This window comes from Saccharopolyspora soli (genome assembly GCF_022678645.1).
In the GTDB taxonomy this organism is placed as follows: Bacteria; Actinomycetota; Actinomycetes; order Mycobacteriales; family Pseudonocardiaceae; genus Saccharopolyspora; species Saccharopolyspora soli.
In genome coordinates this window covers 1-16,596 of record NZ_JALBWV010000003.1, presented here as the reverse complement: position 1 = coordinate 16,596, position 16,596 = coordinate 1, and the positions used below count along the sequence as shown (strand labels likewise).

General features: G+C 68.7%; 13 protein-coding genes. 7 read left to right on the top strand and 6 right to left on the bottom strand.

Features of this window, described 5'->3' with window-relative positions:
* The first annotated feature begins 116 nt into the window (after positions 1 to 116).
* The 3 genes from MOQ72_RS02900 to MOQ72_RS02890 all read left to right on the top strand — a co-directional run bounded on the left by MOQ72_RS02900 (position 117) and on the right by MOQ72_RS02890 (position 2,981).
* Positions 117 to 1,007: a PfkB family carbohydrate kinase gene (locus MOQ72_RS02900; RefSeq protein ID WP_242180389.1), complete on the top strand. Its 891-nt coding sequence runs from the start codon at positions 117 to 119 to the stop codon at positions 1,005 to 1,007.
* Between the two features lie 226 nt (positions 1,008 to 1,233).
* Entirely contained in the window at positions 1,234 to 2,331 is a 1,098-nt protein-coding gene (locus MOQ72_RS02895; protein WP_242180388.1) for a sensor histidine kinase, read from the top strand.
* On the top strand, positions 2,328 to 2,981 hold the full coding sequence (locus MOQ72_RS02890) for a response regulator (RefSeq protein ID WP_242180387.1): 654 nt from the start codon (positions 2,328 to 2,330) through the stop codon (positions 2,979 to 2,981). The genes MOQ72_RS02895 and MOQ72_RS02890 overlap by 4 nt, the downstream gene beginning before the upstream one ends.
* 41 nt (positions 2,982 to 3,022) lie before the next feature.
* Here MOQ72_RS02890 and MOQ72_RS02885 read toward each other — a convergent pair whose 3' ends face one another.
* Positions 3,023 to 3,595, bottom strand: coding sequence for a hypothetical protein (locus MOQ72_RS02885; RefSeq protein WP_242180386.1), 573 nt, complete (start codon positions 3,593 to 3,595; stop codon positions 3,023 to 3,025).
* A 129-nt stretch (positions 3,596 to 3,724) separates the two neighbouring features.
* The gene (locus tag MOQ72_RS02880; RefSeq protein WP_242180385.1) at positions 3,725 to 4,654 is read right to left on the bottom strand and encodes a LysR family transcriptional regulator; all 930 of its coding nucleotides are present in this window, start codon (positions 4,652 to 4,654) and stop codon (positions 3,725 to 3,727) included.
* Positions 4,655 to 4,759: 105 nt separating this feature from the next.
* Here MOQ72_RS02880 and MOQ72_RS02875 point away from each other — a divergent pair, with 105 nt between their 5' ends.
* The 3 genes from MOQ72_RS02875 to MOQ72_RS02865 are packed head-to-tail and all read left to right on the top strand — an operon-like array spanning position 4,760 to position 9,604.
* Positions 4,760 to 5,608: a metallophosphoesterase family protein gene (locus tag MOQ72_RS02875; RefSeq protein WP_242180384.1), complete on the top strand. Its 849-nt coding sequence runs from the start codon at positions 4,760 to 4,762 to the stop codon at positions 5,606 to 5,608.
* 55 nt (positions 5,609 to 5,663) lie between these two features.
* The gene (locus MOQ72_RS02870; protein ID WP_242180383.1) at positions 5,664 to 7,058 is read left to right on the top strand and encodes a 3' terminal RNA ribose 2'-O-methyltransferase Hen1; all 1,395 of its coding nucleotides are present in this window, start codon (positions 5,664 to 5,666) and stop codon (positions 7,056 to 7,058) included.
* Positions 7,058 to 9,604 carry a polynucleotide kinase-phosphatase gene (locus tag MOQ72_RS02865; protein ID WP_242180382.1) on the top strand — a complete coding sequence of 849 codons (2,547 nt, stop codon included), beginning with the start codon at positions 7,058 to 7,060 and terminating at the stop codon, positions 9,602 to 9,604. Before MOQ72_RS02870 ends, MOQ72_RS02865 begins: the two co-directional genes overlap by 1 nt.
* Before the next feature lie 94 nt (positions 9,605 to 9,698).
* Here MOQ72_RS02865 and MOQ72_RS02860 read toward each other — a convergent pair whose 3' ends face one another.
* Both MOQ72_RS02860 and MOQ72_RS02855 read right to left on the bottom strand, forming a co-directional pair.
* A complete protein-coding gene (locus MOQ72_RS02860) occupies positions 9,699 to 11,297 on the bottom strand; it encodes a FadD3 family acyl-CoA ligase (protein ID WP_242180381.1) in 1,599 nt (532 codons plus the stop codon).
* A 115-nt stretch (positions 11,298 to 11,412) separates the two neighbouring features.
* On the bottom strand, positions 11,413 to 12,900 hold the full coding sequence (locus tag MOQ72_RS02855) for a serine/threonine-protein kinase (RefSeq protein WP_242180380.1): 1,488 nt from the start codon (positions 12,898 to 12,900) through the stop codon (positions 11,413 to 11,415).
* Positions 12,901 to 13,137: 237 nt separating this feature from the next.
* Between MOQ72_RS02855 and MOQ72_RS02850 the strand changes: the two genes are divergently transcribed.
* The gene (locus MOQ72_RS02850; protein WP_242180379.1) at positions 13,138 to 14,331 is read left to right on the top strand and encodes a cytochrome P450; all 1,194 of its coding nucleotides are present in this window, start codon (positions 13,138 to 13,140) and stop codon (positions 14,329 to 14,331) included.
* 299 nt (positions 14,332 to 14,630) lie between these two features.
* On the opposite strand, the gene MOQ72_RS02845 is transcribed toward MOQ72_RS02850, so the two are convergent.
* Both MOQ72_RS02845 and MOQ72_RS02840 read right to left on the bottom strand, forming a co-directional pair.
* On the bottom strand, positions 14,631 to 16,079 hold the full coding sequence (locus tag MOQ72_RS02845; RefSeq protein WP_242180378.1) for a glycoside hydrolase family 30 protein: 1,449 nt from the start codon (positions 16,077 to 16,079) through the stop codon (positions 14,631 to 14,633).
* A 177-nt stretch (positions 16,080 to 16,256) separates the two neighbouring features.
* Complete coding sequence (locus tag MOQ72_RS02840; protein WP_242180377.1) at positions 16,257 to 16,508, bottom strand: hypothetical protein; 252 nt, start codon at positions 16,506 to 16,508, stop codon at positions 16,257 to 16,259.
* Positions 16,509 to 16,596 lie beyond the last annotated feature (88 nt).

Sequence of the window (16,596 nt, the reverse complement as noted above, 5' to 3'; positions counted from 1 at the left end):
AAGGTCTTCCCAGCACGCCTTCCGGCGCAGCGCCACGCACTCCGGAACCGGGCCACTGAGGACATGTAGCGGTTTTCCCGACCAGCACTGGGATTTCGGCCGACTAGACTGGCAGCATGGCTGTTCCCCCGTGCGGCATTTTCGTCGGCCTGAGCACCTTGGACGTCGTGCACCACGTCGATGCCCGCCCGGCGGCCAACCAGAAGACCACCGCGACGGCCCAGTTCGTCGCGGCCGGTGGACCGGCGGCGAACGCGGCGGTCACCTTCGCCGGCCTCGGCGGCCGGGCCGTGCTGGTCACCGCGATCGGTCGCAGTCCGATCGCCGCGGTCATCCGAGCCGACCTGGAGTCCCACGCGGTCACCATCGTCGACGCCGCGGAGGACCTGACCGCCGACGCCCCGGTGTCCGCCGTGGCGGTCACCCGAAGCACCGGTGCGCGCTCGGTCGTCGGGATGGACACCACCGCGCTGCAGGTCCAGCACGCGCCGGAACTGTCCGAACTCGTCGGCGATGCCGACGTGGTCCTGGTCGACGGTCACCACCCGGTGCTCGCCGACGCTGCCATCAACGCGGCATCCGCGCCGGTGGTGGTCGATGCCGGACGGTGGAAGCCGACCATGCGGGCACTGCTACCGCGCGCCGAGACGGTCATCGCCTCGGCCGACTTCCGGGTGCCGGGCTCGACGAGCTCCGAGACGACTGCGCACGCCCTGCTCGACCAAGGCGTGCCGACCGTGATCACGACGCACGGCGGCGAGCCGGTGCGCTGGTGGCACCAGGCCGACCACGGAACCGTGCTCCCACCCAGCATCCAGGCGGTCGACACCCTCGGTGCGGGCGACGTCTTCCACGGCGCCTACTGCTACTTCGCCTGCCAGCCCGGCTCCACGGTCCCGACCAGGATCGAGCACGCCGCAGCGGTCGCCGCGCTCAAATCCGAAACCCCAGGCCCCCGAGCCTGGCTCCAGCGACTCCCGGAGCTCCTGTCCAACCGTCGCCGATGAACGCCAGCCGATCCACGGGAATCCATTGTGGACAACGGCCGCGCAACCTCCCCCACCTCGTGCGGGAACTGGGTGAGGGGCACCCGTGACCCAGTTACTTGGTCACGGGTGCCCCTCACCTGGGCCGGGGTGACACCGGTGGCTACGTCGAGGAGAGTAGGAGCATGTTCGCTCCTGGGCCGACTCCCGCTGCTCTCGCATCGCTGAGACTGCGAGCATGCGCGCGATGAGGTCGCTGATCGGGAACGTCGTCCTCGCCGTCCTGGTCACGCTGGTCGGCCTGGTTGGCACGTCGGCCGCCGACCACTGGGCCACCGTCACGGGCCGAACACCGGACGCCCTGGGCTTCGCGCTCGTGGCCGCCGCCGGTTTGACCCTGGTGCTGCGGCGCTACCATCCAGTCCTCACGCTGATCGCGGTTGCCGCGCTCACCTCGACTTACCTCGTGGTCGGCTACCCCTACGGCCCGATCCTGCTGGCGCTCGTCGTCGCGGTCTACACCGTCGCTCGGCACCGACCACCGGCCACTTCCGTGCCGACCGCGTTGGGCGCACTGGTGATGCTGCTGGTCCACATCTTCACCAACAGCACGGCGCTGCCCGGCCTGCTCGGGGTGATTCCGGGGTCAGCGTGGGTCGTGGTGCCGTTCGCGGTGGGCAGCGTCGTCCGGCTGCAACGCGAGGCGGCATCTCGTGCCAGGGCGGAAGTGCTGCGCCAACGCGTCGACGACGAGCGGCTGCGGATCGCCCAGGAAGTGCACGACGTCGTGGGACACGGCCTGGCCGCGATCAAGATGCAGGCAGATGTGGCGCTGCACGTGCTGCCGAAGAAGCCGGAGCAGGCGGAGGTCGCGCTGGAGGCGATCAGCCGCACCAGCAGCGATGCGCTGGACGAACTGCGCGCGACGCTGCGCGTGGTGCGCAGTTCGTCGCAAGCCCAGGCTCCCGGCCTGGCCAGGCTGGACGACCTGCGGCAACGAATGGGCGAAGCCGGTGTCCAGGTGCAGGTGATCACCACCGGTGAGCCGCGCGAACTGCCCGCCGTGGTCGACCTGACCGGTTACCGGATCTTGCAGGAGTCGTTGACCAACGTGCTGCGCCACAGCGGCGACAAACGCGCTACGGTCACGGTCGACTACGCGACCGACGCCGTGGTCATCACCGTCGCCAATCCGCTCACCGGCCCGCCGGGCGACAGCGGTGGGCTCGGCATCCCCGGCATGCGGCAGCGCGTCGAGTCGCTGGGTGGCGAGTTCACTGCCGGTCCGACCGGCGACGGACGGTTCGAAGTGCACGCCCGGCTGCCCATCGAAGGACGCTCATGATCACCGTGCTGATCGTCGACGACCAGGACCTGGTCCGCATCGGACTGCGCACCCTCATCGACAGCGAGGACGACCTGACCTGCGTCGGCGAAGCCGCGGACGGGTTGGCCGCGGTGGCCGCGGCGCGCGAGCACCGGCCGGATGTCGTTCTGATGGACGTGCGGATGGCCGGTGTCGACGGGCTGGAGGCGACCCGGCGGATCACCGCGGATCCCGATCTCCCGGACACCAAGGTGATCGTGCTGACCACCTTCGAGGTCGACGAGTACGTCTTCACCGCGCTGCGCGGCGGGGCCAGCGGATTCCTGCTCAAGGACACCAAGCCGGTCGACCTGCTCCGGGCGATCCGGCTGGTGGCCGGTGGTGAGGCGCTGCTGGCGCCGTCGGCGACCCGGCAACTGGTCCGCGAGTTCGTTTCGATGGCACCGCGCTCGCGGCGACCGCACCCGCAGCTGCACACCCTCACCGAACGGGAGCGGGAGGTGCTCGGCCTGGTCGCGGAGGGGTTGAACAACGAGGAGATCGCCGAGCGGCTGGTCGTCAGCCCGGCGACCGCGCGAACCCACGTCAGCCGGGCGATGATCAAGTTGGGCGCGCGGGATCGCGCCCAACTCGTCGTCTTCGCCTACCAATCCGGCCTGGCGGATTGAGAACCTGTTTCCAAGCTCGTTTTACGTGGCCGTGCGGGGTGCTAGCGCCTCGCCGCGACCGGTTCTTCGGCGCGGACCGGCGGCTTGGTCCGCCGGATCTTGCCCCACGGCTTGTACACCGACAGCACGGTCGCCACCAGCAGCACCAGCAGGTGGATCACCGGCAGGGCGAGCAGCAGGGTCGCCGAGAGGGGCTGGGCGCCGAAGAACGTGCCGTCGTCGCGCCATTGCAGGCTGGGCACGGCGCGGCGCACGTACCGGTCCTCGATCTGCACCGCCGTCACGATCACCGCCAAGGTCAGCACCAACTTCGTCACCACCCAGTAGTGCCGCAGCAGGCCCCATTTGGTGCCCAGCGAGAGCACGATGCCGGACACGAGCGTGGCGATGGCCAGCGGTGGGAACGCGATGTCGATCGCGTCCATCGCCAGGTAGAGGCTTTGCGCGCGAGGCGGTGCGCCCGTCAGCACGGCGGCCAGACCGAGCACCAGCTTGCCCAGGGTGACGCCCAGCCATCCGACCGCGACGACGAGGTGGACAACGCTGAGCAATTTGTAGGCGCGCGGCGAAAGCCGACGTGCGCCGCGCTTGGTCGCTGCTGGCCGGTTCGACACGGTGGCCTCCCGAAAGGCTCGGATCGACGCCGGGACTTCCGGACGCCGCAGCCCCAACAGTCGCCGAACCACGTGATCACCACATCCGGCCACGAACGACTCCGCGCCTACGCAGCTGGGCGTACTCAGCTACCAGGAGCGGGCCGCGTGCAGCAGGAGTTCGCGCAGCTGCCGCACGTGCGGACGTTCCGCCGCGCCCGCGCGCTCGGCGAGATAGGCGGTGTTGATCGGCGGATCGTCCGGTTCGAGCAGCGCAACCAGCTCGCCGGTGGCCAGTTCGTCCAAGCAGAGGTAGCGGGGCAGCACGGTGACGCCCGCCCCGGCGACCACGGCGGCGAGCACGCCGCGCAGGTCGGGTACGACCAGCGCCGCCTGCGTGGTCAGCCGGATGCCGAACACGTGCCGCCAGTAGCGGCGGGCGATGGGCAGGTCTTCGGCGTAGGTGACCAGCGGCACTTCCCGCAGAGCGTGCGCAGTCACCACACCGATGCGCTCGACCCAGCCCGGCGCGGCCACCAGCACGAATTCTTCGTCCGTCAACGGCACCGCGGTGATGGTCCGGCCCCGCGGTCGGATGGTGGACACGACCAGGTCGAAGCGCCCGGCGCGCAGACCGTCGAGCAGCTCGTCGGCGAGCCCGGTGGTGACCCGCAGCCGCACCCCCTGCTCGACCAACGGCGCCAGCGTCGGAAGCACCCGCTCGCACAGCAACTCGGCAGGGCCGCCCAGGTGCACCGGCTCGGCTGTGGCGGCAACGCCGGGACGCCCGCGCTCGGCGACGATGGCGAGTGCGTCCAGCGGACCGGCGACCTCGGCGGCGAGCACGTCAGCCACCGCCGTTGCCGCCACACCGCGCGGCAACCGTTCGAAGAGCTGCCGTCCCAACTGCCGCTCCAGCGAACGGATCTGGCCGGTCACCGTCGGTTGCGACATCCCCAGCATCCGCGCGGCAGCGGTGACCGACCCGGCCCGGTGCACGGCCAGGAACGTCCGCAGCAAGCCCAGGTCCAACGGTCCTCCGGCCGGGACATCCGAGCCACCAGCAGTCCGATGAGCCACGACCGCCAGCGTATTGGAGGTTCCTTGAGCCCGTTCGCCATGCCGGTGGAGCTGTCGCCCGCTACGCGGCCAAGATCGCAGCGCAGCGTTGGTAGTGTCGATCCGGTGAATGGTGCTACCGGTGGACGACTGCTCGCCACCAGCGATCTGCACGTCTCGTATCCGGAGAACCGGGCGATCGTCGAGGACCTGCGACCGGAATCGGCGGACGACTGGTTGCTCGTGGCCGGTGATGTCGGCGAGGTCGTCGCCGACGTCGAGTGGGCCTTGGGACTGCTGAGCAGCCGGTTCGCCAAGGTCGTGTGGGTTCCCGGCAACCACGAGCTGTGGACGTCCAATCGGGACACCGTGCAGCTCCGCGGCGAGCACCGCTACCACCACTTGGTCGAGGTGTGCCGCGGGCTGGGCGTGATCACCCCGGAGGACCCCTATCCGGTGTGGACGGGCGACGGCGGGCCGGTCACGATCGCTCCGCTGTTCCTGCTCTACGACTACTCCTTCCTGCCGCCCGGCACCTCCGACACCGAGGAAGGTCTGCGGGTGGCCTACCAGAAAGGCGTGGTGTGCAACGACGAGTACTTGCTGCACCCGGACCCGTACCCGAGCAGGCAAGCGTGGTGCGAGGCTCGGATCGCCGCCACCGAGAAGCGGCTCGCGGAACTCGACGACATGCCAACTGTGCTGGTCAACCACTACCCGCTCGTGCGCGAGCCCACCGACGTGCTGTACTACCCGGAGTTCGCGCAGTGGTGCGGCACCACCAGCACGAAGGATTGGCACGTGCGCTTCCGCGCCGACACCGTCGTGTACGGCCACCTGCACATCCCCCGAACCACGCACCACGATGGCGTCCCGTTCGAGGAAGTGTCCATCGGCTACCCGCGTGAGTGGGGAAAGCGCGGTCACCCGCGCGGCCTCCTCCGGCAGATCCTGCCACGCGGCACCGCGAAATGATCGGACACGAGGAAAACGGCTTCGCCGCGACCAGGTGATCGGTCAGACTGGGCCCGTGTTCGTCAGCCTGACCACCACGCATCGACCGGCTACCGATCTCGGCTTCCTGCTGCACAAGCATCCGGAGAAAGCGCAGGCATTCCCGGTGGCCGCCGGGACAGCGCACGTCTTCTACCCGGTCGCCGAGCAAGACGAGTGCACTGCGGCGCTGCTGCTGGAGGTCGATCCGATCAGGTTGGTGCGCGGCAAGCACAACGACGCCTTCGCGCTGGGCCAATACGTCAACGATCGACCGTACGCGGCGGGGTCGCTGCTCGCTGTCGCGTTGGGATCGGTGTTCCGGACTGCGATCAACGGGCGTTGCGATGCGCGGCCGGAGCTGGCGGACACGCCGATCCCGCTGCGGATCAGGGTGCCCGCGTTGCCCTGCCGGGGCGGGCACGAGTTGGCGGCGCGGCTGTTCGAGCCGCTGGGCTGGCAGGTCGAGGCCGAACCCGTAGCGCTGGATCCGCAAGTCCCGGACTGGGGCGATTCCCGCTACGTGGACCTGAAGTTGTCCGGGGATCTGCGGGTGTCCGAGGCGCTCAAGCACCTCTACGTGCTGATTCCGGTGCTGGACAACGCGAAGCACTACTGGGTCAGCGGGGACGAAGTGGACAAGCTGCTGCGGGTGGGCGACGGTTGGCTGGCCGAGCATCCCGAACGGGAGCTGATCAGCAACCGGTATTTGGCGCACCGCAAGGCATACGTCCGCTCGGCGTTGGCACAACTGGCCGAATCCGATGATGCCGAAGGCGAACTCGACAATGCGTTGACCGAGCCGGTAGTGGCGAGCGAGCGCGAAGTGCCGCTTGCCGTGCAGCGCAGCGAAAGCGTGCTCGCCGTGCTCAAGACCAGTGGTGCGCGTCGCGTGCTCGACCTCGGCTGCGGCGGTGGGGCGCTGCTGAGCGAGCTGGTCAAGGACCCGTCGTTCACCGAGATCGTCGGTGTCGATGTGTCGGCACGGGCGCTCGAAGTCGCCGCACTCCGCTTCGAACGGCTATCGGAGCACCAGCGGTCTCGGCTCGTGCTTCGCCAGTCCGCGCTCACCTACGTCGATGCCGAGCTCGCCGGTTACGACGCGGCAGTGCTGATGGAGGTCATCGAGCACGTGGATCTGACGCGGCTGCCCGCGCTGGAGCACGCTGTGTTCGCCGCTGCCCGACCGAAATCGATCGTGGTCACCACCCCGAACGTGGAGTACAACGTGCGTTTCGAGAACCTGCCGACCGGAACCCTCCGGCACGCCGACCACCGCTTCGAATGGACGCGGGCGCAGTTCCGGCAGTGGGCGGACGGGACCGCCGACCAGCACGGCTACGCCGTCGAGTACCTTCCGGTCGGCCAGGAAGACCCCGAAGTGGGGCCGCCGACCCAGCTGGCGGTGTTCACCAGGACGGCGGTGGCGTGATGCGGCTGTCCATTCCGGACATGTCGCTGGTGGTGCTGATCGGCGCTTCCGGCGCGGGGAAATCCACCTTCGCGCGCCAGCACTTCGCGCCGACCCAGGTGTTGTCCAGCGACTACTTCCGCGGCCTCGTCGCCGACGACGAAACCGACCAGGCGGCCAGCGCGGACGCCTTCGACGCGTTGCACTACATCGCCGGGAAGCGGCTGGCGGCCGGTCGGATCACCGTGATCGATGCGACCAACGTGCAGCGCAACGCCCGGTCCACATTGGTCCAGCTGGCCAAGGACCACAACGTCCTGCCGGTGGCGATCGTGCTGGACATGCCCGAGGCGCTGTGCCTGGAGCGCAACGCAGGGCGCCCGGACCGCGACTTCGGTGCACATGTCGTCCGTCGTCACCGCGCCGAGCTCCGGCGCTCGTTGAAGTCGTTGCAACGCGAGGGTTTTCGCCGCGTCCACGTGCTGCGCAGCGTCGAGGAGGTCGCGGCAGCCACCATCGAGGTCGAGCCGTTGCTCAACGACAAGCGCGACGAGACCGGGCCGTTCGACGTGCTCGGCGACGTGCACGGATGCCGCGCCGAACTGGAGGAACTGCTCGGCGAGCTCGGCTACGTGATCGAGCGCGACGCCGAGCAACGGGCGATCGGCGCCGCACATCCGGCGGGTCGGCGTGCGGTGTTCGTCGGTGACCTGGTCGATCGCGGGCCGGACACCCCTGGCGTGCTTCGGCTGGTCATGGGCATGGTCGCGGCCGGGACCGCCCTGGTGGTGTGCGGCAACCACGAGCAGAAGCTCGTTCGCGCACTGCGCGGGCGGAACGTCAAGATCAGCCACGGCCTTGCCGATTCGCTCGCGCAGCTTTCCGCCGAGTCGCCGGAATTCCGCAAGCAGGCCGAGGAGTTCTGCGACGGCTTGATCGCGCATTACGTGCTCGACGGCGGCGACCTCGTGGTGGCGCATGCCGGTCTGCCCGAGCGCTACCACGGTCGGGCGTCCGGGGCGGTGCGCGGTTTCGCGCTGTTCGGCGAGACCACCGGCGAGATCGACGAGTACGGCCTACCGGTGCGGTACCCGTGGGCCAACGACTACCGGGGCAAGGCGATGGTGCTCTACGGCCACACGCCGATGCCCGAGGCGGAATGGGTCAACGGCACGATGTGCCTGGACACCGGTTGCGTGTTCGGCGGCAAGCTCACCGCGCTGCGCTACCCGGAGCGCGAGGTCGTCTCCGTGCAGGCGCACCGCGTCTGGTACGAGTCGTCGAAGCCACTGCGACTGGGCAACGAACAGCCAGCTGACACGGTGTCGCGGCGGGAGCCGCACGTGCTCAACCTCGACGACGTCACCGGCCACCGCGCCGTCGAAACCCGTTACCACGGACGAATTGCCGTCCAACCCGAGCGGGCCGCCGCGGCACTGGAGGTGATGAGCCGCTTCGCGATCGACCCCAGGTGGTTGCTGTACCTGCCACCGACGATGGCGCCGGTTGCCACCTCGGACCGGCCCGATGTGCTGGAGCATCCAGAGGAGGCGTTCGCCGGGTACCGCGCTGTCGGCGTGCAACACGTGCTGTGCGAGGAGAAGCACATGGGTTCCCGCGCGGTCGTGCTGGTGTGCCGGGACTCTTCGGCAGCCAGGTTCGGCATCGACGGTTCTGGTTCGGTGCACACCCGCACCGGCCGACCGTTCTTCGCCCCCGACCAGACCGAGGAGTTGCTGTCCCACGTCCGGGCCGCGGCGACTTCGGCCGGGTTGTGGGAAGAACTGTCGACCGACTGGTTGTTGCTGGACGCCGAGCTGATGCCGTGGAGCGCGAAGGCAGGCGGTCTGATCGTGAACCAGTACGCATCAGTGGGTGCGGCGGCAGGCGCGGCGTTGCCAGTCGCGTTCGACGCGTTGACAGCCGCAGCGCAACGCGGGGTCGACGTCGCCGAACTGCGGGACAAGACCGGTGCGCGCATCGCCAACGCCGACGCGTACCGCGAGGCTTACCGCCGCTACTGCTGGCCGACCGACGGGCTGGCTGGCGTACGCCTGGCGCCGTTCCAGGTGCTCGCCACCGAGGGACGGACCTACCACGACCAGGAACACAGCTGGCACCTCGCACTGGCGGACCGGCTGGTAGCCGTCGACCCGGAACTGTTCACCACGACTCGTCGGCTGGCGGTGGACACCGCGGATCCGACCTCGACAGCGGCGGGAACCGCCTGGTGGACGGAGTTGACCGAGGGCGGTGGCGAAGGAATGGTCGTCAAACCAGCCGCGAACCTGACCAAGGCGCAGCGCGGTTTGGCGCAGCCGGGTGTGAAGGTGCGCGGTCGCGAATACCTGCGGATCATCTACGGGCCCGACTACACCGAGCCGATGCACCTCGACCGGCTGCGCCAGCGGGGACTCGGCCGCAAACGCGGGCTGGCCACCCGCGAATACGCGCTCGGCATCGAAGGGTTGGAGCGAGTAGCGCGCGGTGAACCGCTGTGGCGGGTGCACGAATGCGTCTTCGCCGTACTGGCCCTGGAATCCGAACCCGTCGACCCCCGGCTGTAGCGCCTTGTCCTGTCTTCGAACTCGTTTTGCGTGGCGGTGCGAGTGGCGGAACCTCAACCTGCGGCGGTGTCGGTTGCGCCGCCGTCCTCCGGCATCAGGCATGTCCGGGGCCGGTTTCGCGCAGCAGGCGTTTCAGGATCTTCCCGGCTGGGTTGTGCGGGAGTTCCGCGCGGAACTCGATGTGGCGCGGCAGCTTGTAGTTCGCCAGCCGGTCCCGGCAGTGCGCCATCACGTCCTCAGTGGACAGATCCGGGGCACCGACGACGTATGCCTTGCCCACCTCGCCCAGCCGTTCGTCGGGCACGCCGACCACCGCCACCTCGGCTACCCCTGGCAGCCGGGCGAGCACCTGCTCGACCTCGGCCGGGTAGACGTTGAAGCCGCCGCAGATGTACATGTCCTTGAGCCGGTCGGTGATCGTGAGGTAGCCGCGGGCGTCCAGGGTGCCGATGTCGCCGGTGTGCAGCCAGCCGTCCGCTCCGATCGCCTGCCGGGTCGCGGTCTCGTCGTCGAGGTAGCCCAGCATCACGTTCGGCCCGCGCACCTGCACCTCCCCCGGTTCGCCCGCGGGCAGCGGGGTGTCGTCCTCCCGACTGACGCGGACCTCGAGGCCCGCTGCGGCCCGGCCGCAGGTGTGCGCGACCGTCTCGGCGTCGTCGTCCGGACTGCACATCGTCACCACCACGGCTTCGGTCAGGCCGTAGGCGGTGAGCACCGCGTCGAAGCTGAGCTCCCGCTGCATCCGCTCGACGAGCACGACCGGGACGATCGCTGCGCCGGTGACCGCGAGCCGGAGGCTGGACAGGTCGCGCTTCGCGCGCTCCGGGTGGTCGAGCATGGCCTGGTAGATCGTGGGCGGTCCCGGCAGCACGGTGACCTCGGCGGACTCGACGACCCGCAGCACCTCGCGGACGTCGAAGGTGCGCTGCGGCAGGATGGTCGCGCCGCGCAGCAGGCAGGCCAGGATCCCGGCCTTGTAGCCGAAGCTGTGGAAGAACGGGTTGATCACCAGGTACCGGTCGGAGCTGCTCAACCCGCCGTGCTCGGCCCAGGACCTAGCCACCCCGATCGCCTGCCGGTGCGCGCTCATCGCCCCTTTGCTGCGCCCGGTCGTGCCCGAGGTGAACAGGATGTCGCTGACATCGTCCGGGCCGACCGACGCGGCCCGCGCATCGGCCTCCGGCGCCGAAACCCCGGCCGCCAGCGAGTCCAGGTCATCCCACCGCCACACACCGCTTTCCGGCGGCACTTCGCCTTCGACCGGCACGCGGATGATCGTGCGCAACTCGTCGAGCGACTGGCCGCTTTCCCCGGCAGCCGCACGAAGCGCGGCGAGCCGGTCGACACCGAGGAATTCCCCAGCGATCACCAGTGCACGCGCACCGGATCGATGGAGCACATCGAGGGTTTCCGCGCCGGTGAACCGGGTGTTGACCGGGACGATCGTCGCACCCGCGTACAACGCGCCGAGCGCGGCGACGACCCAGTGGTGGGTGTTCGGTGCGCACAGCGCAACCCGGTCACCGGGTCCGATGCCCACGCCGATGAAGGCCCGCGCCACGGTCCGAACCCGTTCTAGCAGCTCGGCGAAACTGATCCGCACCGAGCCGTCGACAACTGCATCCCTGGCCGGAAATCGTTGTGCGGCAGCGAGGACGGCGGCGGGGATGGTAAGCGGCTGGTACTCGGGCACGCGATCACCTCCAAGCAAGTGCTTGGTAGGTTAACGGGACCGACGACGACTTGGCCAGCGCCGAACGGGCGCCGAGCAGATCCGCGTGCTGGGCGCGCGACCAATGCCAGGCTGGTCAGGTCTGGCTGATCGGGACGTAATTGGACCAGGACGTTTCGCTGATCTTGGTCTTCGAGTCCCAGAGCTCGACCTTGAAGCGGATTCGGCCCTTTTCGCTGAGGTCCAGGTTGCAGTCGATCGGGCCGCCCTCGCTGTTGAGGTCCTGGCACTCGTCCGCTCGGCCGTAGTCGGTCTGCGTCACGGTCTTGATCCACATCCCGTCGGCCTTGGAGTCGTGCGCGAAGATGTGGTCGCCGACCGCTTCGAAACAACCGGTGCCGCGACTGGCGTTGTCGTAGGTGATCGACTGGCACCACTTGGTCTGCACCGGCGTCGGCGGCGGTGTCTCCGGATCCTCCGCTGGTTCCGAGGGTTCGGGCTTCGGCGTCGTGACGGTGTCCTCGGCAGGCGGCGGCGCTGGCGCGGAGCTCGGCGGTGGGGGCGGCGGCGCAATGGTGGGTGGCAGCGAAGTGGGTGGCGCCAACACCGACCCTGGCGCCTCCTGCAACGACGACGGCACGTCGGCCGGGATCGCGCGGCCCTGCTCCGTGCTCATCGTGCTGGCCAAGGCCACCACGCCGGCAACTGCCCCGACCACGCCCACCCCGGCCAGCACGTACACCCAGGCGGCCTTGCCCTCGCGCTTGGGCTCCTGCGGCGTCGGCGCGAACTGCGCCGGGACTGGGGTGACACTGGTCAACGCCTGCCGTGCCGCCCTGGCCAATTCACCAGCGCTGGCGAAGCGGTCGGCGGGAGCCTTCGCCATACCCCGCGCCACGATCTGGTCGAACTCGCGCGGGATGTCGCCGCGCACCGCGGTCGGCACCGGTGGCGGGTGGTTGAGGTGCGCGTTGATCAGCGACGCCGCGGTGTCCGCGGCGAACGGCTTCGCACCGGTCAGGCACTGGTACAGCACGCAGGCCAGGGAGTACACGTCCACGCGGTGGTCGATCGGGCTGTCGTCGAACCGCTCCGGTGCCATGTAGGCGAGCGTCCCGACGGTGTAGCCGGTGGAGGTCAGCGTGGCGGTGGCGCGCACCGAGGCGGCGATGCCGAAGTCGACGAGATAGGCGAATCCGCTGTTGCTGACCAGGATGTTGGACGGTTTGACGTCCCGGTGCACCAGACCCTCTTCGTGCGCGGCGTCCAGCGCCTGCGCGACCTGCTCCAGCACGGCCACCGCGTCCGCCGGGCGCATCGGGCCACTGGCGGCCAGCAGCGAGCCGACGTCGCTGCCCTCGACCAGCCGCATGTCCAGGTAGAGCCGACCGTCGATCTCGCCGTAGGCGTGGATCGGGATGACGTGCGGTTCGCGCAGCCGTCCAGCGGCGTGCGCCTCGCGCTTGAACCGGTCCCGGAACTCCTCGTCGGCGGCGAGGTGCTGGGCGAGCAGTTTCAGGGCTACCACGCGGTCGTGGCGGGTGTCGTACGCGCGGAGGATCTCACCCATGCCGCCGCGCGCGATCACCCCGTCCACCCGGTATGGACCGAACTGCCACTTCACCGTGCCCAACTCCTCAGCACCGACATCGCCGTCATACTATTGGGTGACTCACAGCGGCACGGCACGGCCCGAGCGCTGCGGGTTTGGCGGTGACCGTCCGAATTCGCCCGACCACCAGCCGTCACTGGTGAACTTTCCGCTACGAACCGGTACCGACTGCTGCGCCGGGAGCACCCGACCTGCTAGAAGAAGTGGATCATGCTCCACCACCCGGCTGTGGAAAGGACCGGTCCGCAGATGTCGACCGACGCGACGAACGCACGCAAGATCGATCGTGGCGAAGCCGAGGACGGTTGCCCGGTCAGCCGAGGTTCCGACGGGGTCTGGGCGGTCCGCAGCTACGCCGCCGCGCGTACCGCGCTGCGCAGCACCGACACCGTGCAAGCCGGGCTCGGGGTGGAAACGGTCGAGAAGATGCCCGCCAAGATCCGACGTCCGGTGCTGTACCGGGACGGGCCGGAGCACCGCGAGCACCGTCGGCAGACCGCCAAGTACTTCACACCGCGTCGCGTCGACGAGAGCTACCGCGAGATCATGGAGCGCGTCGCCGAGGAGCAGCTGGACAAGCTCCGCGGCGCCGGGCAGGCGCAGCTGTCGGAGCTGAGCTTCAACCTGGCCATCGAGGTGGCGTGCGCGGTGATCGGGTTGACCGAAAGCCGTCCCGGCCTCGACCACCGGCTGGAGCGGTTCTTCCCGGAGGAGTTCGGCGAGCCGGGCTTCACCAGCCTCAACGGTCTCTACTGGATCTGGCGGCAGGCCACCAACTGGTCCGGCATCTACTTCAAGGACGTCCGGCCCGCCGTCCGCGCGCGTCGCGCGCAACGGCGCGACGACCTGATCTCGCACCTGCTCGACGAGGGTTGCTCGTCGGCGGAAATCCTCGGCGAGTGCATCACCTTCGCCGCCGCGGGCATGGTCACCACCCGCGAATTCGTCAACCTCGCCGCGTGGCACCTGTTCACCGACAGCGCGCTGCTCGACCGCTACCGCGCGGCCGAGGAGCCCGAACAGCTCGCGATCCTGCACGAACTGCTGCGGCTGGAACCGGTCGTCGGGCATCTCCGGCGTCGCACCACCGCGCCCGTCGAACTCCCGACGGAGGATGGCGAAACGGTCACGGTCCCGACCGGCGAGATCATCGACATCCAGGTCAGCGCGACCAACACCGATCCGAACGCGATGGGCGACCAGCCGCTCGCGGTGTGCCCGGCGCGCCCGCTCAACGACGCATCCGCGCCCGGACTGTCCTTCGGCGACGGTGCGCACAAGTGTCCCGGTTCGAACATCGCGATCATGGAGACCGCGATCTTCCTCAAGAAGCTGTTCGCCCTCCCGGACGTCCGGATGCAAACACCACCACGCGTGTCGTTCAACGACGCGATCGGCGGCTACGAACTGCGCGACATGGTCGTGGCGGTACCGAAGTCGTAAGAGCCTGTCTTCGAACTCGTCCTGCATGGCGGTGCGGGTGGCGGAACCTCAGAAGCCTTCTCGGTCCGGGATCCCCGACATCATGTATGTCCAAATGCACCACGTCGAGGCTGTCCTCCCGAGATAACTCGGGGTGCGGGGTGTCCCCGCACGGCACCGCCTGAGAACCCGCGGCGGTGCAAGTGGCGAGGGTGGGCTAAGCGGCTTCGCCGCTTCAAGAACAAGACCAAAAGCACTAACGCCTGGAAGGCTCCGGTGAACCGACGGTCCACCGGAGCCTTCCAGGTGCTGGCACGGTTTCAGCTCGCTGCGGCGCTCCAGGTGAACGTCGCCACCGCACCGGCCGGTAGCGTGTAGCGGAACGACTGCCCGTTGTGCCGCACCTTGAACGTCTTCTCCTGCGCGCTAGCGTTGAGCGCGACGACCGCGATCGAACCGTCCGGGTTCTTGAACGCGACCGACTCGATGTCGTTGCTGAAGCTGCTGGAGTCGATGCGTTGCGCACCGGGGCGGACGAACTTGCTCGCATGGCCCAGCACGTAGTACTCCACGTTGTAGGCCACGTCGCCGCTGTTGGTGTCCACGGTCACGACGCCGCGGCAGTCGGCGCAGCCGCCGTTGGTCGGCCCGTGGTTCTGGTCCAGCGCCATGTTCCAGAAGGTGACGCCCTTGGCCCAGTTCCGGGTGGTGCCGATGACCAGGTTCTGGGTCTGCCACTTCAGGTTCTCCGCGAAGTCCGGCGACCACTCACCGCCGGAGCACTCGGTGAACCAGAGCCCCTTGTCCGGGTGCGCCTGCTGGACCTCGTTCTGCGCGCCGACGTCACCTTCGTAGCAGTGGAACGCCGAGCCCGCCGCGTACTGCTTGGCCGCCGGGTCGTTGAGCACTTCGATCGGGTAGTTCGACTCGCTCCAGTTGTGGTCCCAGGCGAGGATCTTGGTGTTGATGCCGTTCTCCGCGAACTTCGGCCCCACCTCGTTCTTGAGCACGTCGGCCTGCTCGCCGGAGTCCATCCGCATCGACGGATAACCGGTCGTCTCGTGGTGCGGCTCGTTCTGCAGGGTGATCGCGTCGATCGGCAGTCCCTCGGCAGCGTATGCCTGGACGTACTTGACGAAGTAGTCGGCGAACACGCCGTGGCTCTCCGGTTTCAGGCTACCGCCGTGCAGCGAGTCACCGGTCTTCATCCAGGCCGGTGGGCTCCACGGGGTGCCCATGATCTTCAGCTCCGGGTTGAGCGATTTGGCCTGCTGCAGCACGGGGATGATGTATTCCTGGTCGTGCGCGATGGAGAAGTCACCCAGGTCGCAGCAGGTGTCGTCGTAGGTGTAGTCGCCGTTGACCGCGAAGTCGCTGGCGCCCATCGGCTGGCGGACCATGTTCAGCCCGATCCCGGTGTCCGGGGCGAACAGCTTGGCCATCAGTTCGTCGCGGCGGGCCTGGTCGAGCTCGTTGGCGACCAGCCAGGCCGAGGAGTCGGTGAACGAGGCGCCGAACCCGTCCATCGTCTGGTGGGTGACGGTGTCGTCGACGTCCACAGTGGTCTCCGAGCCGTCGTCCGGACCGAATTCCACATTGGGCTCCTGCTGCAGGAGCTTGCTCTGATCACCAGTGGTGACCCAGACACCGACGGTCGGCGCGGCAAGCCCCTGTTGCGCGAGCACGCCGGTGGTGGTGGCCGCGGTGAGCAGCACGGTCGAGGCCGCGATCAGCGCCGTTCGCTTCTTGGCCGAAGGTTTTCGGCTCATCATCAAATCCTTTCCTTACCGCACTCTTTCGGGGTTGGAGCAGCTGGTAGGAATTCGTCCTCCCTCCCGGTCGCCGCGGATGGTGGCCGGGAGAGTTCGGCCGTTCGGGGTTCGGCGAACTCTCCCGGCTGGCATCGGTCACGCCTCGCCTGCGAGGCGTCCACATCGAACGTCGGATCAGGATTCCGACGTCTCGTCCGCGGCTGGGACGGCGATGGGACGCAGCCGGGCCCAAAGAACGAGCACCACGGCGAAGGCGAGCATTCCGATGCCGGAATAGAGATTGATGTTGATGCCGCTGGACTTCTCGATCTCCGCCGCACCATCCGTGATGCCGACCGCGATGAGCACCAGACCGTAGATGCCGAACAGCAGCCCGATTATCGATCGGATGTCGAAGGCACCCGCGGTGCCCCGGTTCTTGGCCATGTCGCTTCCTTGTCAGCCGAAGATGATGTTGAGGGCGATGATGAGGATGAGGGCGATACCGGCGAGCAGGCCGGGGCGGCGGTACCAA